The 20,935-nt window shown below is 55.0% G+C and carries 16 protein-coding genes and 1 tRNA gene; 12 read left to right on the top strand and 5 right to left on the bottom strand.

Translation table 11 applies throughout. The annotated features are described in order from the left end of the window. Positions 1 to 58: 58 nt before the first annotated feature. The 5 genes from alr to SYNCC9605_RS01720 all read left to right on the top strand — a co-directional run bounded on the left by alr (position 59) and on the right by SYNCC9605_RS01720 (position 5,972). Positions 59 to 1,189: an alanine racemase gene (gene alr, locus SYNCC9605_RS01735; RefSeq protein WP_011363369.1), complete on the top strand. Its 1,131-nt coding sequence runs from the start codon at positions 59 to 61 to the stop codon at positions 1,187 to 1,189. Between the two features lie 321 nt (positions 1,190 to 1,510). Further along, a complete protein-coding gene (locus SYNCC9605_RS13550) occupies positions 1,511 to 2,626 on the top strand; it encodes a glycosyltransferase family 61 protein (RefSeq protein WP_071812991.1) in 1,116 nt (371 codons plus the stop codon). Positions 2,627 to 2,784: 158 nt separating this feature from the next. After that, a complete protein-coding gene (locus SYNCC9605_RS01730; protein ID WP_156782945.1) occupies positions 2,785 to 3,384 on the top strand; it encodes a hypothetical protein in 600 nt (199 codons plus the stop codon). A gap of 101 nt (positions 3,385 to 3,485) precedes the next feature. Next, positions 3,486 to 5,405, top strand: coding sequence for an NTP transferase domain-containing protein (locus tag SYNCC9605_RS13545; RefSeq protein ID WP_011363366.1), 1,920 nt, complete (start codon positions 3,486 to 3,488; stop codon positions 5,403 to 5,405). A 478-nt stretch (positions 5,406 to 5,883) separates the two neighbouring features. Next, positions 5,884 to 5,972, top strand: a tRNA-Ser gene (locus SYNCC9605_RS01720). A gap of 16 nt (positions 5,973 to 5,988) precedes the next feature. Here the strand turns inward: SYNCC9605_RS01720 and SYNCC9605_RS01715 are convergent. Then, entirely contained in the window at positions 5,989 to 6,903 is a 915-nt protein-coding gene (locus SYNCC9605_RS01715) for a serine hydrolase (protein ID WP_011363365.1), read from the bottom strand. A 17-nt stretch (positions 6,904 to 6,920) separates the two neighbouring features. Between SYNCC9605_RS01715 and SYNCC9605_RS01710 the strand changes: the two genes are divergently transcribed. Continuing rightward, positions 6,921 to 7,649: a C40 family peptidase gene (locus SYNCC9605_RS01710; RefSeq protein WP_011363364.1), complete on the top strand. Its 729-nt coding sequence runs from the start codon at positions 6,921 to 6,923 to the stop codon at positions 7,647 to 7,649. 60 nt (positions 7,650 to 7,709) lie between these two features. Beyond that, complete coding sequence (locus SYNCC9605_RS01705; RefSeq protein WP_011363363.1) at positions 7,710 to 8,672, top strand: glycosyltransferase family 2 protein; 963 nt, start codon at positions 7,710 to 7,712, stop codon at positions 8,670 to 8,672. Here SYNCC9605_RS01705 and SYNCC9605_RS01700 read toward each other — a convergent pair. After that, positions 8,630 to 9,097: a HEAT repeat domain-containing protein gene (locus SYNCC9605_RS01700; protein ID WP_011363362.1), complete on the bottom strand. Its 468-nt coding sequence runs from the start codon at positions 9,095 to 9,097 to the stop codon at positions 8,630 to 8,632. The genes SYNCC9605_RS01705 and SYNCC9605_RS01700 overlap by 43 nt on opposite strands. Before the next feature lie 90 nt (positions 9,098 to 9,187). On the opposite strand from SYNCC9605_RS01700, the gene SYNCC9605_RS01695 reads away from it, so the two are divergent. The 5 genes from SYNCC9605_RS01695 to SYNCC9605_RS01675 all read left to right on the top strand — a co-directional run bounded on the left by SYNCC9605_RS01695 (position 9,188) and on the right by SYNCC9605_RS01675 (position 15,225). Further along, positions 9,188 to 9,304, top strand: coding sequence for a photosystem I reaction center subunit VIII (locus SYNCC9605_RS01695; RefSeq protein ID WP_006851672.1), 117 nt, complete (start codon positions 9,188 to 9,190; stop codon positions 9,302 to 9,304). A 43-nt stretch (positions 9,305 to 9,347) separates the two neighbouring features. Then, positions 9,348 to 9,839 carry a photosystem I reaction center protein subunit XI gene (locus SYNCC9605_RS01690; RefSeq protein ID WP_011363361.1) on the top strand — a complete coding sequence of 164 codons (492 nt, stop codon included), beginning with the start codon at positions 9,348 to 9,350 and terminating at the stop codon, positions 9,837 to 9,839. Positions 9,840 to 9,947: 108 nt separating this feature from the next. After that, complete coding sequence (locus SYNCC9605_RS01685) at positions 9,948 to 13,058, top strand: efflux RND transporter permease subunit (RefSeq protein WP_011363360.1); 3,111 nt, start codon at positions 9,948 to 9,950, stop codon at positions 13,056 to 13,058. Then, positions 13,055 to 14,179 carry a hypothetical protein gene (locus SYNCC9605_RS01680; protein WP_011363359.1) on the top strand — a complete coding sequence of 375 codons (1,125 nt, stop codon included), beginning with the start codon at positions 13,055 to 13,057 and terminating at the stop codon, positions 14,177 to 14,179. The genes SYNCC9605_RS01685 and SYNCC9605_RS01680 overlap by 4 nt, the downstream gene beginning before the upstream one ends. A gap of 89 nt (positions 14,180 to 14,268) precedes the next feature. After that, the gene (locus SYNCC9605_RS01675; RefSeq protein WP_011363358.1) at positions 14,269 to 15,225 is read left to right on the top strand and encodes a cupin; all 957 of its coding nucleotides are present in this window, start codon (positions 14,269 to 14,271) and stop codon (positions 15,223 to 15,225) included. Positions 15,226 to 15,236: 11 nt separating this feature from the next. Here the strand turns inward: SYNCC9605_RS01675 and SYNCC9605_RS01670 are convergent, their stop codons facing one another. The 3 genes from SYNCC9605_RS01670 to psaA all read right to left on the bottom strand — a co-directional run bounded on the left by SYNCC9605_RS01670 (position 15,237) and on the right by psaA (position 20,672). Then, entirely contained in the window at positions 15,237 to 16,067 is an 831-nt protein-coding gene (locus tag SYNCC9605_RS01670) for a DUF3598 family protein (protein ID WP_011363357.1), read from the bottom strand. Positions 16,068 to 16,132: 65 nt separating this feature from the next. Beyond that, positions 16,133 to 18,346, bottom strand: coding sequence for a photosystem I core protein PsaB (gene psaB / locus SYNCC9605_RS01665; RefSeq protein WP_011363356.1), 2,214 nt, complete (start codon positions 18,344 to 18,346; stop codon positions 16,133 to 16,135). Positions 18,347 to 18,368: 22 nt separating this feature from the next. After that, entirely contained in the window at positions 18,369 to 20,672 is a 2,304-nt protein-coding gene (gene psaA / locus SYNCC9605_RS01660; protein WP_011363355.1) for a photosystem I core protein PsaA, read from the bottom strand. Between the last annotated feature and the right edge of the window lie 263 nt (positions 20,673 to 20,935).

The following is a 20,935-nucleotide window of genomic DNA, read 5'->3' as shown; positions in this document are numbered from 1 at the left end:
CAATTATGATCATGCTATCGGCGATGTGAAGCTGTCTCGGTAGCGCCGAGCACTGCCTGTGATTCCGGAGCTGAATCCACGTCAGCGCGCCTGGGTGGAGGTTTCACCTGCGGCGATTCGGGCCAATGCCAGGGCGCTGTGCCAGCACCTAGGCCCTCGCACCCAACTGATGGCAGTGGTGAAGGCCGATGGCTACGGCCACGGTGCCGAAACGGTGGCAAGGGCGGCGCTTCAGGGTGGAGCAACGAGCCTTGGCGTGGCCACGCTCCAGGAAGGTCTTGAACTGCGGCGGGCCGGTCTGGAGGCACCGGTGCTGTTGCTCAGCAACCTCAATGAACCGGACGACCTGCGCACCTGCCTGCACTGGCGGTTGATGCCCACCCTGAGCAGCCTCAGGGATGCCCAGCTCTGCAACGCTTTGGCTGCCGACAGCGGTCGATGTTTCGACGTGCAGCTGAAGATCGACACCGGCATGGCACGGCTGGGCTGCTCCCTCAGCGAGGGACATCAGACCGCGGCGGTGCTGCAGAGCCTGGAACACCTCAATCTGGAGGGCATCTACAGCCATCTGGCCTGTGCCGATGAGCCTGACGATGCCTTGACAAGCCTCCAGCAGGAGCGCTTCGTGAGCATGCTCTCGGCCCTGCCCCGAGGCGGCGCCGGCATCACCCGCCATCTGGCCAACTCGGCAGGAACCTTGCTCAACCGGGAGCTGCATCACGACCTCGTTCGCGTTGGGTTGGCCCTGTACGGCCATGCCCCTGCAAGTCATTTGAACAACGTCATTCCCCTGCAACCCGCCCTGGCAGTTCGCGCCCGGGTCAGCCTGATCCGTGACGTTATCGCCGGCACAGGGGTCAGCTACGGCCATCGCTTCATCACCCAGCGCCCCACTCGGCTTGCCGTGGTGGGCATCGGCTATGCCGATGGTGTTCTGCGGTCCCTCAGCGGGCACATTCACGCCCTGCATAGCAATCGCCAGCTGCCGCAGGTGGGAGCCATCACCATGGACCAGCTCCTGCTGGATGCCACCGATGCAGCTGGGCTGGAGCCAGGCGACATCGTCACTCTGCTTGGGCAGGACGGTGACCTGGAGTTAAGCCCTCAAAACTGGAGCGACCACTGCGGCTCGATTCCCTGGGAGATCCTCTGTGGTTTCAAACGACGCCTACCTCGAGTGGATGTATAACCAAAATCACTCCGCCTTAAACGGAGACGAACAAATGGAAACTACTACCCAATCAATCGAGACCCAACTCTCGCCCAAATACAAATTATTCTTTAACACTACGATGCAAAGCATTCGACAGACAACAAGAGAACATTATCAAGAAGTAACATGTCAGAGTTATGTGCATGACGCTCAAAATTGTCGCCAAATAAAGCCTCACTGCAGGCTTTAAAAACGCTTGCGTTAGATCAAGATCAACCACTCCAAAGAGTTGGCATGTAAATGATATGCTAGATTGATTTATATCGCACTTTGAATTTGATGAAATATTCAAATTTGATGGAATGGGCCATCAAAAATCATGCAATCTTCACTACGAATGATAAACATCCAGATTCTCCTGAATTAAAAACTAATTTTCAAACGATTGTAAGTGGTACTGAAGTCACCCAAGGAATCTTAAATGTTAACGAAATGCCTTATGGCCTCGCCAGAGTTAAAAACGCAGTAGTTGATGGAACAACAGGGCTAATACTAACCGAGAACAACGATTTAGTTTACCCCGGCCTTCTATCAGATGGTCAAATCAAGGGACCAAGGTTTATAAAAGAACAAAAGGAAGCAAATGAAAAAATTACAATAAATACCCCCGAAGTAGAAATTGAAGATGGAATCATCGCTTGCTTTGGATCAAAGTATTTTGGACATATGATTGTTTATACGGTAGGCATCGTGAATGCATTAATAGACTGTCCAACAAAAGACATACCATTTTACTTTATCTCACCAGCTTCAAAAAAGTTTATCAGTGAAATACTTGACACAGCCGGCATAAAAACAAATCAAATAAGAGCTTTAAACAAAAGAGATCGCCTAAAGTTCAAAAATTTATGGTGCCCAATCATGCCTGTGTCGTATGGCAAAGGCACTCATCACACCTCCACAGATTTCTTAACACGCTTCAGAGAAATTGCAAATATTCCACAAGGTTTGCCCGAAATATCCAGCGAGCGTCAAAGAATTTATATTGCCAGAGGAGATGCATCATACAGGAAGGTTTTAAACGAGAAGGAAATCATAAAAGCACTTGAGAAATATTCTTTCCAGACAATTGAGGCCTCGAAATATTCTTTTTCAGAACTACGCAACATTCTCGGCAGTGCCGAAATAATCATAAGCGCTCTAGGTTCAAATATGTTCAATTGCATTTTTGCTCCTGCCCACGCCCAGGTCGGAGAATTCGTTCCAGATTTCTATAAATGTGACCCATCGAACATGAATTGCGTCAGTACAGTCGTCGCAGGATGCGGTCAAGATTACTGGAGAATTAACTGCGATGTGATCAAAGAAGAAGGCACAAAGTATTCAAAATGGAATTTTCATGTTCCCATTGAAAACGTAACTGCATGCGTAGACAGAATGCTTGGCAATTTAAGCCCCCCCACAACAAAATAAATTCGCAAAATGCTTATGCGATTACTTAAAAAGCATCAACTTCCTTTGTAAATAAACCTTAGCTACTATGTGGTCTTTGCGTGAATAATAAACCTTTGTCCCCCTATGCATAGCGACAAACATGGTTTCCTGTACAATTGGACAAATTTCATCAAGATATGAAACGTCACCCTCTTACGCTGGCATATGCAAATTGCATTAATGAGTTGAGCCCTTGCAAAGAACCAATGAATATAGACTCAATTCGAGCTATGGAAAACGAAATATTGAATATTTTTACCCAACAAAATACAGACCTAAAAAAAGATTTTATTGATTATTCAAGCCTATCAAGTACTCAAGAAGTCGACCATATCGGACTGAACACCATCGGCATGCTCGCTGACAGGCTGTCCATCTTATGCATCAGGCTATATATGAATAGCGAAAATATACTGACATCTGAGGGATTAAGCGACAATCAAATAATCGACATTGAAAGGGCTCTCACAGTGGCCAAAGCTGGTACCTCCAGCACTTTCAATAAAATGACAATAATGCAAGATACTTACATGCCACGGTCTTTTAGCGAAGCCGTAATGAGATTGGCTGCAACAAATTTATTATTATGGCTAGCTCAAGACGTGTTGTATCTGAGAGGTCCGGAGTCACTTCCAGACGAAGAGTTACGCAAATATATTATTTACTTTGCAGAAAAAAATATAGCCCGAAATAAAATGATAGCTTTGTCGAATAATCTCTTCTGGGATATAGGGTAATTACATTGAATAGAAATGCCCAACACCCTTAGCTTTAACCACAGCCAGGCATAATTTATAGACAATGTGTTAATATAGATATAGTCTTTACTGGTCTTGTCTTGAATATAATAATCCAAGCCGGCGGCCAGGGCAGGCGTCTCCAGAAATACACAACTAACATTCCAAAATGTCTCATTTCAGTAAATGAAAACATTTTACTTTACCACACAATAAACGCCTTAGATAAATCTTTCCCTGGGAGCAATTTCTATGTAGTTTGTGATTACAAAAGCGAAGTTGTTTCAAACTACTTTGAATCATATCCTCATCATCTTTCACCGCAACTTATTACGCCCAAGGGCATTGGAACATGTTCGGGTATCAATGATGCGCTTTCTACTTTAAACAATGAACCTCTATTAATTGTGTGGTGTGATTTATATTTTGATGAATCGAGTTTTGACAACTTCGATATCACGAATGGTGAAAATATTATCGGACTCTCAAGCGAATTTACTTGCAGGTGGTCACTAAATGAAGAAGGCAAGTTATTGGAAAAATCATCATCGACTTCTGGTGTGGCTGGAGTTTTCTTCTTTAAAGAACCGATAAAAATTCTAGAAAATCTGCCTCCTTCTGGCGAATTTGTCAGATGGTTATCGCTTAAAAATGACTTTAAATTTAGCGGACAATACATTAAAAACACTTTAGAACTAGGTGATATCAAACAATATGAGGCTTTGAAGACAACCAAACAATCCCGTTGCAGATTTTTTAACAACGTAATCTTTGAAGATAATCACGTAATCAAGGAATGTATTGATAGTGACTTTGAAAAGTTAATTGACAACGAAATAAATTGGTATAATTATGTTTCTGATCAAGGCTTTAAATACTCACCCGGAATATTTAGTGATTCCCCACTTACTATGGAGAGAATAATTGGCGATCATCCTGACGATCTAGAAAGTAATGAAAAAATCCTCAGCTCATGCCTTCAATCACTATCTACCCTACACAAATTAGAAAAGAGACCAGCAGATTCTAATGATACATCATCTGTATACATTCAGAAGACTCTTGAAAGAGTGAAAAAAGTTTCTTCTTTGCTCCCAATAAAAGAGAAAAATATAATCATTAATGACATCACTTACGAGAATCCGTTTCACGAAAGTTGTATCGCTTACGAGTTTGATCTCATAAAAGAGTACCTTTTAAGTACTCAGGATGATTTTGTCCCAATTCACGGAGATCCAACATTTTCGAATATTATTTATTCTAGCCGTAATAATAAAGCATATTTTATTGACCCTAGAGGTGTTTTCGGTAATAGTCAAATATTTGGTGATAGGTACTACGATATAGCAAAACTTCTATATTCCGCCGAGGGATCTTATGATCACTTTAATAAAAAAGATTTCGAACTTATTTCTTACTCGGGCAAAGAATTTTATTTGACTCTGCCTCAGTCTAAATTTAAACAGCATTCACATATAATTTACGGACAAGTCGAGAGACCAGAAAGACTCGTACTCATTCATTCTTTGATTTGGTTTAGTTTGTGTGGATACGTAAAAGACCACATCAATTCCATCGTGGGTGCCTTTCTTAAAGGAATCATGGTTTATAATCAGTATAAAAGTTTATTAGAGTCCACCGAAAGAAGTATTAAATTGTCAAACTTACCAAAGACTTGGATATTTGACATTGATGGAACACTTGTATTACACAACGGTCACATCTCAAACGAAAATGAGGATTTTCTTGTAGGTGTTGAGTCTTTTCTTGCCGAGAATATTGAGAAAGATGATGTAATCCTTCTAACAACCAGTAGAACTAAAGAGGAATCATCCTTAATTCTTGAAAAAGTTAAACAAATTTGCAATTGTGATGTCAGAGTAATTTCTTCGTTGCCATTTGGCGAAAGATTGCTTTTTAATGACGATAAACCTAGCGGGTTAAAAACAGCACATGCCATCAATCTTCAAAGAGACTCCGGATTAGAAAACGTAATTATTAGAGTTGATCAATCCATTTAATAAGAGATTCCATAGAATTAATTCATCTGTCAAGATAAAATACCAAATTATTTCGAGGTAATGCAATCACTCTTAATAGAGGAATCTTAAAATTCCACAATAGTCTTTCGTCTAAAATAACTACATCTTAATTATGTTTACGCACAAAACTTAGACCCACACGCGACTGAAAACTTAGACATAAATACCAATCTAAACGATTCTGACCTTCTCATTCATACCTCTAAGTGCACTTGAAATCAGTGCTTAATTGGCGCAAGAGGCACACTTTGTGTTAAGTAATCATTTCATCAATTGTGCGATTTACGTTTTTTATTGAATGTAATGCACTAGCCTCGGATAACTTATATAAAACAATGAACAAAATAATCATGTCGAGGCAAAATAAAGCTCTAGTAAAAAGATTTCTGAACACATCTTTAACTCAGAGTTACATTTCGTTTTCTGGTCCTTGGCTTGGTAGTATTGAAAAGCCCCTGGAGAGGTGGCTGAGTGGTTGAAAGCGGCTCCCTGCTAAGGAGTTACAGGAGGCAACTTCTGTCGAGGGTTCGAATCCCTCCCTCTCCGTTCCAAGTTCATTGACTCAATCCGCCGGTTCCTCGGAGCTGCTGAACTGGTTGAGTTGCCGGGCCAGCTCCGGCAAGAGCGATGCGTCCCTGGCGCGATCAGCCCCCGTGGTGAAGACCACCAGCAAGGTGGGGGGCTGCTGTTCGGAGGCCTGAAACCAAGCTGCGTCATGACGGGCCTGACTCATCCAGCCGGCCTTGCTCCAGAGGAGCGCGTCATCGGGTAGGCCCTCACCGAGAAACCCATCCACTTGGTTTTCAGGATCAGCGCGACGCTGATCCTGATCGAGCGAGCGCCGCAACAGACCCTGCAACCGATGACAGGCCGGCGGCGACACCACCGCACGGGTCATCACCGCCTCAAGTATCCGGGCTGTTGCAGCGGTGGACAAGCCGTTGCGGTTGCTGTTGTCGGCCCCATAGAACATCTTTTCCCGGCCATAGGGACCATCACCCCAGGTCTTCTGGCAGCAATTCACCGCCTCAAGTTCCGGCCAGGCCAGGCTCTGCAACCAGCCATTGATCAAGCGACGCTGCTGCGTCCAAAGCTCCCAGCGTTCGCCGTGAAGTGCAGGGCCACTAGTGGTGCCTGTGAGTAGATCAACCACAAGCCCAGTGGCATCGTTGCTGGAGTCGGCGATCATGTCGCGCACCGCACGCTGCAATTCGTCGCTTTCAGGGATCAGATCCCGTTGCAGCCACTGCTCAACGGCGACTGCATAGAACAGCTTCACCACGCTGGCCGGATAAAGGATCCGGTCTTGGTTCCAGAAAGCACCACTGCCCTGACCAGCCTCCGGTGCAGCGTCGTCGTACCGCACCCAGGTGATCGCCAGGCTGTTGCGCAGCCCTGGGCGGCCGGCGGCATCGAGCCCATCGAGGGCCGCCTCAAGCCGAGCCGCCATTGCAGGATCGGGACGGTAGAACGCCATAGCGATTCAATTGGGCCATGGCGACGTTAGGCACCCTGCTGGCCCCAGACCTGATTGAGACAGACTCCTGTTGGCAGCTGTGCACTGACGTCAATGGCTACTCGAGATCTGACGGCGAGAGCCTGACCACCCAGGCCTGTTCTGGACGCCGCTTTCGCATCCTGGAGAGGCAGCGCAGGAGGATCGCTGTTCAGCTGCTTGAGGATGGTTACCGCTGCTGGCTCGCACTCGAGTCGGTTCTGGGACGAGCTGAGCTATGTGCACCCTGGCGACCGTCGCCGCTGAACGTGGCGGACATTGAACGACGTCTACCCGGCGTGCTCGCCTGGAGCGAAACCGCCCAGAAACGTCCCAACGTCTATCTCTGGGGAGGAACCACTGAACCGGACATGGATTGTTCTGGTCTGATGCAAATGGCCTTCGCCAGCCAGGGTATTTGGATTCCGCGAGATGCCTATCAGCAGGAGCGATTCTGCAAACCTATTGCCGCTCTCCCCAACGATCACAGCCTGCTGCTCCCAGGAGATCTACTGTTTTTTGGCACACGCCGGCGTTGCACCCATGTGGGGCTCCATCTCGGCGATGGCCGCTACCGCCATAGCTCAGGCCAGGACCATGGGCGCAATGGAATCGGCGTCGACAACCTCCACAGCAGCGATCAACACCCGGTGGCTTGCCACTACAGGGCTGAATTCCGCGGCGCAGGCCGTGTGGTGCGATGCCATGACGGATCGCATCTCTCCTGACGTTGTCAGCCTGATCAACCGGGCCCCTGCTTAAGTTGACCGACTCGCAGCGCGACCGGCATGAGTGCACCCCTGAATCTCTCGGTGGTGGTGCCGCTGTACAACGAAGAGGAAAGCCTGCCCCACCTGGTTGAGCAGCTCCTTTCAGCACTGCGTCCAACCGACGAGACGTTTGAGCTGGTCCTGGTCGACGACGGATCCAGCGACCGTACCGCCAAAGTGCTAGCCGAGGTCAGCGCAGAGGTGCCCGAAGTGGTAGCTGTGCTGTTGCGCAAGAACTATGGCCAGACCGCAGCCATGGCGGCTGGTTTTGATGTGGCTGGCGGAGAGGTCATCGTCAGCCTGGATGGGGATCTTCAGAACGATCCAGCCGACATCCCCATGCTGCTGGCCAAGTTGCGTGAGGGGTATGACCTCGTGAGTGGCTGGCGCCATCAGCGCCAGGACGCCGCCCTCCAGCGCAAACTTCCCTCCCAGATCGCCAACCGCTTAATCGGCCGGGTGACCGGTGTGCGGCTGCATGACTACGGCTGCTCCCTCAAGGCCTATCGACGGGAAGTGCTCTCAGACATGCGTCTCTATGGCGAGCTGCATCGCTTTCTTCCCGCCCTGGCCTTCATCGAGGGTGCTCGGATCACCGAAGTGAAGGTGAACCACCAGGCGCGTCAGTTCGGCAGCAGCAAGTACGGGATCGATCGCACGTTCCGTGTGCTGATGGATCTGCTCACCGTCTGGTTCATGAAGCGTTTCCTGACCAGGCCGATGTACGTGTTCGGCTTCGGAGGACTGCTGGCCATTGCTGCCAGCCTGGTGACCAGCACCTATCTGTTCGTGATCAAGGTGATGGGAGGCGACATTGCCAATCGCCCACTGCTCACCCTGGCGGTGGTGCTTGGCCTGGCGGGCATTCAACTGTTCTGCTTCGGCCTTCTCGGCGAACTGCTGATCCGTACATACCACGAAAGCCAGGACCGACCGATCTATCGCATCCGCGAAACGTTGCGCGGCGGCCGCGCCGGCTGACGGATCGGGGCAGCGGCGGGCGCACCGCGGAACGGTGCAATCGCAGCCGCCGCTTCTTCCACCACACGCGCATCGCTGTCCCGCAGGGCCTGGCGCAGCAGGGGCAGAGCCGAACGATGTCCCCATCGGGCGGCCAAACGAACGGCGCGCAAACGCTCCTCAGGGCCAGCCTCCATATCAGCCTTGAGGCGACGCTCCAGGGCAAGACGCTCCAGGGGAGTTGTCGGCGCCGTCCATGACTCGAGGGAATCATCGGCGGATTCCCCATCAGCGGCAGGCTCAATCACCAGTTCCAGCTGAGCACGGTTGATCTGTGCGACACGGCTGGCATCCGTGCTGGAGAGCATCGGCTTCACCGGTTTCCTGCGCAACCAGAGCACCACCGTGAGCAGCACGACGGCACCAGGGAGGAGAACGTTCTGCATGCGGATTGAACTTTTATGTCGCCGTTGGGGCCTAAAGCAGGCCGTCAGAACGGACCTACTTACAGTAGCTGCGAAGCTTTTGGCCTCGACATGACTGGAGATTTCGCTGCTGCCTGGCTGCCTGCGATTTTCGTGCCCATCACCGGAATCGTGTTCCCCGCAGTGTTCATCGTCCTTGTTGGTCGAGTGATCACCGCTGCCGAGTGACCGCGACCTGCGGACCATTTCAACCCCTCAGCACTCGTACCTCATGACCGTCACTCCTGCTGCTGATCCCTGCGTCGGCAACCTTGCGACACCAGTCAACAGCGGCTATTTCATTAAGGGTCTGATCAACAATCTGCCCCTGTACCGCCCCGGGATTTCTCCGAACTTCCGTGGTCTCGAAACCGGCGCAGCCTTCGGTTACCTGCTCTACGGCCCGTTCACCATCTGTGGCCCCCTACGTGCCACGGAGTATCAGCAAACCGCTGGACTGCTGGCTGCCATCGGCGCTGTGCACATCCTCAGCCTGCTGTTCCTGCTCTACAACCAGCCCGGCAAGCAACCCAACATCCCCCCTGCGGATGTGACGGTTGAGAATCCCCCCGCCGACCTGTTCACCCGCACAGGCTGGGCCGACTTCACCAGTGGTTTCTGGCTTGGCGGTTGCGGCGGTGCCGTTTTCGCCTGGTTCCTCTGCAACACCGTTCACGTGCAGGAGCTGTTCAAGATCGCTGCTGGCGTCTGGAGCGTCGGCTGAAGCCTTTCACTGAACCCCCTGACCAACACAATTCATCCCCCGGTTGCGTGGTTCAAGGCAGCTCGGGGATTTTTCCTGGCAGGATTCATCCACATTTGAGACGTCCCAGTGCGGTCGATCTCCCAGCCGTTTCTTCGGCGGCCGGTTCTGACGGTCGTCTGCAGCCTGCTGATCCTTTTAGCGGGCTGCACGGCTTTGTTCGGCCTAGGACTGGAGGATCTTCCGCCCCTCGCTCCCACCCGCGTGAGTGTGAGCGCCAACTTCCCGGCGGCTTCACCAGAGGTGGTGGAGCAGAGCGTGACCCGGGTATTGGAACAACAGCTGAACGGCCTAGAAGGGGTCGAAAGCATCAGCTCAACCAGCAGGCAGGGCGGCGCCAGCATCTCGTTGCACTTCAAAACGGGTGATCCCGAGCTGAATGCGATCAAGGTTCAAAACGAGGTGAACCTGGCCAGCCGACGGCTGCCCCAGGCCGTGACGCGCCAGGGGCTCCAGGTGCGGCGCTCCTCGGAAGACCTATTGATGATCCTGGGGTTCAGCCACCCACTGGATCAATACGTCCCCACCTTTCTCACGGGCTGGCTGGACCAGACCCTGCGGGATGAACTCCTCACCACACCTGGCATCGGCGATGTGCAGATCTTCGGCAGCAGTGAACTCTCCTTTCGCCTGTGGTTGGATCCGCAACGCCTCGAACAGACCAACCTCACCCTTGGCGAAGTCAGCCGAGCCCTGGCTGAACAGAACGTCTTGGCTGCCATTGGCAGCATCGGAGCTGCCCCAGTTCCAGCGGGCCAAGTGCTGAGCCTTCCGGTGGAAGCGGAAGGGCGACTTCGCAGCCAATCGGATTTCGAGAACCTCGTCTTGCGCCGGTTGGACAACGGCGGGCTGCTGCGCCTGAAGGATGTGGGACGGGTTGCCCTCGGACAGCGCAACTACGGACGCGAGGCCATGAATCTGGCTGGCGAGCGCTCCGTGGCCGTGGGGGTCTACCAGCGCGATGGGGCCAATGCCCTGGACGTGAGCAGGGCGATCAAGCGCAAGCTGCAGCAGTTGGAAGCGAGCTTTCCCCCGGGGATCGAACTGTCGATGATCGTGGATGTGGCCGACACGGTTCAGGCCAACCTCGATCGCACCTTCATTACCCTGCGCGATGCCGTGTTGCTGGTGCTGGTGGTGCTGGTGCTGTTTCTGGGCCGCTGGCGTCTCGCCCTGATCCCTGGCCTTGCCGTGCCGGTGGCGCTGGTGGGAAGCCTCAGCCTGGTGAAACTGAGCGGTTCCAATCTCAACAGCCTGATCCTCTTTGGGCTGGTGCTGGCCACCGGGATCGTTGTGGATGACGCCATCGTCGTCAGCGAAGACATCGCCGGACGCATCGAACGGGGCACACCCCCCGAACAGGCGGCCGAGGACGCCATGGCTGAGCTGGCGACGGCCGTTGTGGCCACCTCATTGGTGCTGGCAGCCGTGTTCCTGCCCGTGCTGCTCATTCCCGGATCGATCGGACGCCTCTATCAACCGATCGCCCTGGCCATCAGCGGAGCGATTCTGTTCTCCACCTTGAATGCGCTCAGCTTCACCCCGATGGCCTGCGCCCGGGTGTTGGGCCCAGGGGGCGGCCGTCTTCCTGGGGCCATCGGCAAGCTGAGCCGCTGGCTTCGGCATGGCATGCAAACCCTGCAATCCCAATACTCGAAACAACTTGAGCACTGGTTGCAGCGCAGGCGACGCATCGCCCTCGTGCTGCTGAGCGGCCTGGTCATCACGGCCTCAGGATTGGCCGTGATGCCGACGGCGTTCATCCCCGATGACGACCAAGGCCAGATCCGCGGCTACTTCACCCTTCCCGACGGCGCCAGCTTGGAGCGCAGCATGGCCGTGATGGACGACATCCGACGCGTCGTGAGTGAAGAGCCCCAGGTGCGCACTGGCAACTTTTATGCCGGCAGCTCCTTCGGGCAAAGCGGAGAAGACCGTGGATCATTTTACCTGCGCCTTCAGCCACTTAAGGATCGGCCCGGCAAAGAACAGAGCAGCAACGCCATCAAAGGTCGTCTCAACCGAAAGATTCAGCAACGAATTGGTGATGCCAGGGTCGTGCTGATCACACCACCAACCGTGCGGGGCTTCAGCAGTGAATCAGGACTCTCCCTGGAACTGCTGGACCGCAGCGGAGGGCAATTCAGCCTGGAGCAATTCGGCCAAGTCGCCCAGGACTTCATCCAGACGGCCAAGGCGACAGAGCGGTTTGAACGGGTGAGCACCCGCTTTGATGCCAGCTTCCCCCGCTGGCGGCTGGAGCTCAACCGCGACCAACTGGCTGCTCTCGACCTCGACTACGGCGCAACACTGCGGGAGATCGGCACCGCCTTCGGCGGCAGCTACATCGATGACACCTACGACGACGGTCGCATCCGCTCCATTGTTCTTCAGCTGGATGGCCGCGAGCGACGTCGGCCGGAGGATCTGACGGGTCTGATGGTGCGCAACCGCAGCGGTGAGCTGGTGTCGGTGGCAAGCGTTGCCAGCCTGACCCGCGAGGAGGGCGTTAACAACATTCGCCACTTCGGGCTCAACCGGGCCATCCGGATCACGGCCATCCCCGCACCAACGGTCAGCAGCGGAGAAGCCATCGATGCCCTGACCCAGGCCGGTGATCGCATTGGCGGCAGCAACATCGACCTGGCCTTCACGGGCCTGGCGTTGGAAGAGCAACGGGCTGGGCAGGTGACTTGGGTGCTGTTCGCCCTCGGCGTGACGGTGGTCTATCTGCTTCTTGCCGCTCTCTACGAGAGTTTCATCGACCCATTGATCATCCTGCTCACGGTGCCATTGGCCCTGCTCGGAGCCCTGATCGGCTTGAAATTGCGGGGCCTTCCACTGGATGTTTACGGCCAGATGGGACTCCTGGTGCTGGTGAGCCTGGCGGCCAAAAACGGAATTCTGATCGTGGAGTTCGCCAACCAGCGGATTGCAGCAGGCCTGCCCCTACACGAAGCAACTGTTGTTGCCGCCGTGAACCGGATGCGCCCGATCCTGCTGACAGCGATTACATCCCTGGCAGGTTTCCTGCCGCTTTTGTTCGCCCAGGGCACGGGAGCCGCCAGCAGGATCAGCATTGGCACCGTGGTGTTCAGCGGACTGCTGGTGGCCTCATTGCTGTCTCTCTATGTGGTACCAACTGTTTACCTGTTGCTGAAGCGCTGGAGATCGGCATGAGCGACCCACCTGCCATGGCGAGAACTCGACGACTGATCCTGCATGCAGGCACCCATAAGACAGCATCGTCAGACATTCAGTGCCGGTTGCGCCGCAGTGCATCCCTTCTGGCGGACCAGAAGATCATTTACCAATTCCCCGACGAGGATCAGTGGGATTTCAAACAGCTCGTGAAAGCCATGAGCAAGGAGCGATGGGGTCCATGGCATTCCTATCTCAAGCGTTGGAGCAAGACCGATGCAGACGTGTTGATCAGCGCCGAACAATTTGGCCCGCAGCTCACATGCGTCGGGGCCGTAAGCGCCCTGCAGACAATCGCCAGAGAGCATGGATTTAAGCTGACAATTGTCATCTTTATCCGCTCCCAGCTCGATTACATCAATTCACGATATGGATACAGTTTAAAACGTTTTTATCACAGCAAAACCTTTGCCGAATACGTCCAAGACGTCCTGGACGGCGAACGAATGATCAAAGGAAAAGCAGTAGAAATAGACAACAGACGATCCGATATCTTTGATTTCTGGAACTACTTTTCTTCTCTTCTGAATGAGCGTAACTGCGGACTCGATGTGCGTTTCATCCCGTTCCGACAAACCCATCCAGATCCATTCATCCAGTTTCTACACTCACTCGAACTTGACCCATCTCTGCCCTGGGCAGAACACAGAGAGAGCAGCCTGAATTCAGGAACAGGGCCGAGGGGAACCTGGCTGGCGAGGGAGCTTTCACAAAGGCTGCGACATCACGGCATCTCCCCGAGAGCAATTTCAGGATCAACAACAATCATCCCCAAGGAAACCGCATTTCGCGGTTGGGATGACGGCAAATTCTGGGGATTTAATGCGGCGCTAGCCCATCGCGTTCAGGACCATTTCAAAGCCAACAACAATTTTTTTGCACAAGCGGCCTGGGGCCGCCCATGGAACGATGTATTCGTCCACGACAACGGACTATTAAATCGACCTGAGAATAGTTTTGTGCCCTCAGGACCCGAGGAAACCGTTCAGATGCACCGTATTGCCGATCATCTTCTGTTGCGCATTCATCGGCGCCAGACGCACCGCCGCCTGCATTGGCTGCGGGAGCCAATCGAACGACTGATGAGCCGCGTTTTTTAGCGGAGCGCAACAGTTGCCACAACAGCCATGAAAGTCAGCGGCGTAAGGTGCCGTTCACTGCGTCGAAGACGCATTGTATTGAGATCAGGATGACGGTCACCCCACAGGCGAGTACTCCCACCAGCGCCCAGGCCCAATTCTTTGACTACAGCGCTGCAGCCAACCCCCTGCAGAAGGGATTGATCAGCAGAATCCCCTATCGGAGCTTTCCCGCCAGTTTCTTTGACGGGAGCGGCAATGAGCTGATGCCACTAGACCTCAGCCCGGAGCTCGATTGCGAAGGCCCGGCCACTGGTCCATCGCTCTGCGGCAACTTCATTCGGCTGGATCAGGGGTCCTTGCGAACCCATGCGGATGCGACCAGTCAGCTGTTCTTCGTCGCCCGAGGCCATGGGCAAACTGAAGCCTGTGGTCAGATTTTTCACTGGAGCGAGGGAGACACGTTCGTGCTTCCGGCTGGCGGTGAAGCCATTCACAGCAGCGACAGCCACGCAGGCCTGTATTGGGTGCATGATGCCCCGCTGCTTCGTTATCTGGGCGTGAGCACCGTAAAACCGGTGTTCGAACCCTGCTTCTACAGCCATCAGGATGCTCGCGCACAGCTGGATGCCATCGCCAGCAATCCCCGCGGAGCCAACGCCAATCGCGTGAGTGTGCTGTTAAGTAACAACGCCTTCCCGCAGACGCGCACCATCACCCACACCTTGTGGGCCATGTTGGGAATCCTCCCCGCAGGCCAGGTGCAGCCCCCCCACCGACATCAATCGATCGCCCTTGATTTTGCGGTGGCCTGCCAACCGGGTTGCTACACGATGATCGGCACCGAGCTAGACGAGAACGGGATGATCCGCAATGGGCACCGGGAAGACTGGGCAGCCGGCGCAGCCTTCGTGACACCGCCCGGCTACTGGCACTCCCACCACAACGAATCCGGCGCCGACGCCTACGTGCTGCCGATTCAGGATGCCGGCCTGCACACCTATTTGCGCACCCTCGACATTGCCTTCAGCAACAGAGGCCGCGCTAACTTAAGCAATACCCCATAGCCATCCCTGGCTCAACGGGTGAGCAATTGGTGGTCTACCGACATCAGGGCACCATGTTCTGAATAGCGACGTGAAATACGCTCGAGGCGCGTCGCACTCGACAGCCAAAGCGCTTCGATGCTGAAGGGCTGGTGGGAATCAATCTGAGCTGGCGCCAGAAAGGCTCCTCCATCCGGCAAAAAGATCCAGCGATCGAGATCGCCTGCGGAAAAACAGATGTTGTCCCCAGGCGAAGGGAGGTCGCAACGCCAGTCACCGATCAACTGATCTGCCTCCAGGGATGGACGTTCCACAGCTGAACTTCCGGAGAGGAACTCACGGATCAGCACGATCCGATCCAATTGCCCAACACCATCCCAAAGCAGCACTAGGCGGTGACGGCGTTGGTGATGCAGGAAGCCGAACTCGGCATAGAGCTTGGTCCAGGTGGACCGGTACAGCGTCCCCCTTGAAAAACTGCCGGTACCGAAGACCCCCATGTCGGGATCCAGTCGCGTGAAGCTTTGAACGATCCGTTTTTCAGGCTCGCCGGCAGGCGGTTGATGGGGGGAACTTAATCCCGCTTCCTCAGGCCAGAACAGCAGGGTCAGATTGAGTGGCACACCAGGTGGAGCCGGTTCGAGCGTGAGCAGGGAGGGCTGACGCTTGGTGCGTTGAAGCGTCCGGTCCAGGCTGTCGAACCAGCCGCGCCACTCACCAACATTGCGCTGCAGGTGCTCCCAGTCGCCCACGTTCAGCCAGATCCCATCGAGGCTTGAGGCTAGGCAAGGCCCAGGCCAAGACGAGAAAAACAACGCGGTCCAACAGAACCACTCCGAAGCAAAGACAACAAAAATCCCCACCCGGAGAACCGGGTGGGGACGTTTGAAACGAGGAACGACTCGTCGCGGGTTAATTCAGGAAGGAATTAACCGAATTTTCCTGAAGTCGAGGCAATCAGGAAGGCGGCATACGTCAGGACGTAGCCAACCGTGAAGTGAGCCAAGCCGACGACACGGGCCTGAACGATGGACAGTGCCACGGGCTTGTCGCGGTAACCCATCATGTTGGCGATGGGGCTGCGCTGGTGAGCCCAGACGATGGTCTCGATCAGTTCCTGCCAGTAACCCCGCCAGGAGATCAGGAACATGAAGCCGGTGGCCCAAACCAGGTGTCCGAAGAGGAACATCCAAGCCCAGACGGCGAGGTTGTTGCTGCCGAACGGGTTGTAGCCATTGATCAACTGGGAGGAGTTGAGCCACAGGTAGTCACGGAACCAGCCCATCAGGTAGGTGCTGGATTCGTTGAACTGGGCCACGTTGCCGGACCAGATGGCCAGGTGCTTCCAGTGCCAGTAGAAAGTCAGCCAACCCACGGTGTTCAAAGCCCAGAAGACAGCCAGGTAGAAGGCGTCCCAGGCAGAGATGTCGCAGGTGCCGCCACGGCCCGGGCCGTCGCAGGGGAATGAATAGCCGAAGTCCTTCTTGTCGGGCATCAGCTTGGAGCCGCGGGCATCAAGGGCACCCTTCACAAGGATCAGGGTGGTGGTGTGCAGACCCAGAGCAATGGCGTGGTGAACCAGGAAGTCACCAGGGCCGATGGGCAGGAACACATCGGTGTTGCCATTGATCGCGTCCAGCCAGTAGTGCTCACCAGGAATGTTCTGGGCAGCAAGGCTGGCGGAGCTGGAGGCGTTGGAGAGCAGCACGTCCATTCCGTACATGGCCTTACCAGAGGCGGCCTGAACGAACTGGGCGAACACGGGCTCAACCAGGATCTGCTTCTCGGGGGTACCGAAGGCAACGACCACATCGTTGTGGACGTAAAGGCCGAGGGTGTGGAAGCCGAGGAACAGGGAGACCCAGCTCAGGTGGCTGATGATCGCTTCCTTGTGCTCGAGCATCCGAGCCAGGACGTTGTCCTTGTTGGCTTCGGGGTCGTAGTCACGGATGAAGAAGATCGCACCGTGGGCGAAGGCACCACACATCAACGCTATGGCGATGTACTGATGGTGGGTGTACAGGGCTGCCTGAGTCGTGTAGTCCTTCGCGATGAAGGCGTACGACGGCATCGAGTACATGTGCTGCGCCACGAGGCTGGTGACCACGCCGAGGGAGGCGAGAGCAAGACCCAGCTGGAAGTGCAGGCTGTTGTTGATGGTGTCGTAGAGACCCTTGTGGCCAGCGCCGAGGTCACCGGGGGTGCCCTTCGGGGGGTTGTGGGTTTCGAGGATCTCCTTGATGGAGTGACCGATACCGAAGTTGGTCCGGTACATGTGGCCGGCGATCACGAAGATGCAACCGATGGCCAGGTGGTGGTGGGCGATGTCCGTCAGCCAGAGGGCTTCTGTCTGAGGGTGGAAACCACCGAGGAAGGTGAGGATGGCGGTGCCGGCACCTTCGGAACTACCGAAGACCTGATTCAGAGAATCGGGGTTTTCGGCGTACACACCCCAGTTACCGGTGAAGAAGGGTCCAAGACCGGCGGGGTGAGGCAGAACATTGAGGAAGTTGTCCCAACCAACGTGCTGACCGCGGGCTTCGGGGATCGCAACGTGAACCAGGTGACCGGTCCAGGCGATTGAGCTGAAGCCGAAGAGGACAGCAAGGTGGTGGTTCAGACGCGATTCAGCGTTTTTGAACCAGGCCAGGGAAGGACGGAACTTGGGCTGCAGGTGCAACCAGCCGGCGAAGAGAGCCCAAGCCGACAGGATCATCATGAAGATGGAACCCTGATACAGCTCGGCATTTGTCTTCATGCCGATTGTGTAGAACCAGTGATACAGGCCTGAGTAGGCGATGTTCACCGGGGAGGAAGCGCCCGCTTGGGTGAAGGCGTCAATGGCGCCTTGACCGAAGTGGGGATCCCAGATTGCGTGAGCGATGGGGCGCACGTGCAGGGGGTCGGCGACCCACTGCTCGAAGTTGCCCTGCCAGGCGATGTGGAACAGGTTTCCCGAAACCCACAGGCCGATGATCGCGAGGTGACCGAAATGAGTGGAGAAGAGCTTCTGATAGAGGCGCTCCTCCGTCATTCCGTCATGGCTCTCGAAGTCGTGAGCCGTGGCGATCCCGTACCAAATACGGCGGGTTGTCGGGTCCTGGGCCAGACCCTGGCTGAACGAAGGAAATTTCGTTGCCATTAGAGGGAGAGGTCAGGTGAGGTCAGCCGACCACAAGAATGTGGGCGTGGAAGAAGGCCCACGTGGTCGCAATTCCGCCCAAGAGGTAGTGGGCAACACCCACTGCACGGCCTTGGATGATGGAAAGAGCACGGGGCTGGATGGCGGGAGCCACCTTCAGCTTGTTGTGAGCCCAGACGATGGACTCGATCAGTTCCTGCCAGTAGCCGCGGCCACTGAAGAGGAACATCAGGCTGAAGGCGAACACGAAGTGGGCGCCGAGGAACATGATTCCGTAGGCGGCTGTGTTCGAGCCATAGCTGTTGATCACCTGAACGGCCTGAGCCCACAGATAGTCACGCAGCCAGCCATTGATGGTGATGGCGCTTTGGGCAAAGTTGCCGTTGGTGATGTGCGCGACGGAACCGTCGGCATTCACCGTTCCCCAGATGTCGCTCTGCATCTTCCAGGAGAAGTGGAAGATCACGATTGACAGGGAGTTGTACATCCAGAACAGGCCCAGGAACACGTGGTCCCAAGCGGAGACCTGGCAGGTGCCACCACGACCAGGACCGTCGCAGGAGAATCGGAAGCCCAGGTTGGCCTTATCAGGGATGAGGCGGGAGCTACGGGCATACAAGACACCCTTCAGCAGGATCAACACCGTCACGTGAATCGTGAAGGCGTGGATGTGGTGAACCATGAAGTCGGCGGTGCCGAGCGGCATGGGAGCAGCGGCAACCTTGCCGCCGACGGCGACAACGGAACCGTTGAACACTTCACTCACACCGGCGAGGGCGTTGGGAGCCGTGCTGCCGGCAGCTGCGGCGTGCACGTTCTGAATCCACTGAGCAAAGATCGGCTGAATGGAGATGGCCGAATCGCTGAACATGTCCTGGGGACGACCCAGGGCACGCATGGTGTCGTTGTGGATGTACAGGCCGAAGCTGTGGGCTCCGAGCCAGATGCAGACCCAGTTGAGGTGACTGATGATGGCGTCGCGAGCCTTGAGCACCCGATCCAGCACGTTGTCGATGTGCTTGGCGGGGTCATAATCGCGAACCATGGCGATGGCGGCGTGAGCGCCGGCACCAACGATCAGGAAACCGCCGATCCAGATGTGATGGGTGAAGAGCCCGATCTGGGTGGGGTAGTCGATCGCTTGGTACGGATACGGAGGCATCGCGTACATGTGCTGAGCAACGATGATGCTCACTGAACCGCCGATGGCGAGGTTGACCGCCAGCTGGGCATGCCAGGAATTGGTCATGAAGTCGTAAAGACCGTCGTGACCGTTGGTGGCAGGGAACAGCAGGGGATCACCCTTCTGGCCTTCGTGGATCTCCTTGATGGAGTGACCGATGCCCCAGTTAGTCCGGTACATGTGACCGGCAACGATGAACATCACGGCGATCGCCACATGGTGGTGGGCGATGTCGGTCATCCAGAGGCTTCCCGTCACAGGATTCAAACCACCCTTGAAGGTGAGGAAATCGCTGTAAGCAGCCCAGTTGCCGGAGAAGAAGGCACCGACACCAGCACTGAAGCCTGGATACAGCTGCGCCAGCAGGTCCTGATTGAAGAACTCGTGGGGCAGCGGAATGTCTGCAGCCGAAGCGATGGTCTTGCCATTCAGCACCAGCGGTTGGCCGGCATCGATGGCATCCATCAACTTGGTGACAGGGGCAGACACGTGGATGACGTGACCAGCCCAGGACAGTGAACCAAGACCCAGCAGACCTGCCAGGTGGTGGTTCAGCATCGACTCAACGTTCTGGAACCACTCCAGCTTCGGCGCAGCCTTGTGGTAGTGGAAAACACCGGCGTTGAGCATGAGGCCGGCCATCACCAGAGCACCGATGGCCAGAGCCATGAGCTGGGTTTCGCTGGTGATGCCCCAGGCCCGCCACATCTGGAAGAGGCCTGAGGTGATTTGGATGCCTTGGAAACCGGCACCCATGTCGCCATTGAGAACTTCTTGGCCGAAGACGGCCCAGACCTGCTGGGCGCTTGGCTTCACATGGGTGGGGTCAGCAAGCCAACCGGAATAGTTGGAGAAGCGGGCGCCATGGAAGAAGGCACCGCTGAGCCAGATGAAGATGACGGCCAGGTGGCCGAAATGGGCGGAGAAGATCCGCCGAGAGACCTCTTGAAGGTCGCTCGTGTGAGCGTCGAAGTCGTGAGCGTTGGCGTGAAGGTTCCAAACCCAGGTGGTGGTTTTGGGACCTTTCGCGAGAGCTCGGTCAAAGTGTCCGGGCTTACCGAACAGCTCGAAGGTTGCTGGATTGTCAACCTTCTCGACCTGGCTTTTCGCGTCACTCCCACGCTCAGGTGGGCTGATGGTCATCGAGTCGTTCCTCGAGGGACGGGTTTCGAGGTGGTGGGCCACCCCTCCGACGGGCCGAAGCCAATCGGGGCCCCGAACACGGATTCACAAGGAATCAGCATTCGGGCGTCAGTACGGCAAAGGGGTCGAAACCCCTTGTCTGCACTGAAGCTGGGGCCCCTAAGAGGGGACCGCTGGCGGAAGCATAGGGGCGGAGAAGGGGGTTAAAGGGCCCTGAGTTACAAAGGTTCAATCCCGTGGCGGGCCAGTCAGCGACAGGCGTC

The sequence above is a fragment of the Synechococcus sp. CC9605 genome (assembly GCF_000012625.1).
In the GTDB taxonomy this organism is placed as follows: Bacteria; Cyanobacteriota; Cyanobacteriia; order PCC-6307; family Cyanobiaceae; genus Parasynechococcus.
This window is presented reverse-complemented; position numbering and strand designations above follow the sequence as displayed.

Bases quoted from the DNA above. Each gene is read 5' to 3' on its own strand.
- SYNCC9605_RS13550 (WP_071812991.1), top strand. From the start codon at position 1,511: ATGGAATGGGCCATCAAAAATCATGCAATCTTCACTACGAATGATAAA.
- SYNCC9605_RS01730 (WP_156782945.1), top strand. From the start codon at position 2,785: ATGAAACGTCACCCTCTTACGCTGGCATATGCAAATTGCATTAATGAG.
- SYNCC9605_RS01715 (WP_011363365.1), bottom strand. From the start codon at position 6,903: ATGGCGTTCTACCGTCCCGATCCTGCAATGGCGGCTCGGCTTGAGGCG.
- SYNCC9605_RS01710 (WP_011363364.1), top strand. From the start codon at position 6,921: ATGGCGACGTTAGGCACCCTGCTGGCCCCAGACCTGATTGAGACAGAC.
- SYNCC9605_RS01705 (WP_011363363.1), top strand. From the start codon at position 7,710: ATGAGTGCACCCCTGAATCTCTCGGTGGTGGTGCCGCTGTACAACGAA.
- SYNCC9605_RS01700 (WP_011363362.1), bottom strand. From the start codon at position 9,097: ATGCAGAACGTTCTCCTCCCTGGTGCCGTCGTGCTGCTCACGGTGGTG.
- SYNCC9605_RS01695 (WP_006851672.1), top strand. From the start codon at position 9,188: ATGACTGGAGATTTCGCTGCTGCCTGGCTGCCTGCGATTTTCGTGCCC.
- SYNCC9605_RS01690 (WP_011363361.1), top strand. From the start codon at position 9,348: ATGACCGTCACTCCTGCTGCTGATCCCTGCGTCGGCAACCTTGCGACA.
- SYNCC9605_RS01680 (WP_011363359.1), top strand. From the start codon at position 13,055: ATGAGCGACCCACCTGCCATGGCGAGAACTCGACGACTGATCCTGCAT.
- SYNCC9605_RS01675 (WP_011363358.1), top strand. From the start codon at position 14,269: ATGACGGTCACCCCACAGGCGAGTACTCCCACCAGCGCCCAGGCCCAA.
- psaB (WP_011363356.1), bottom strand. From the start codon at position 18,346: ATGGCAACGAAATTTCCTTCGTTCAGCCAGGGTCTGGCCCAGGACCCG.
- psaA (WP_011363355.1), bottom strand. From the start codon at position 20,672: ATGACCATCAGCCCACCTGAGCGTGGGAGTGACGCGAAAAGCCAGGTC.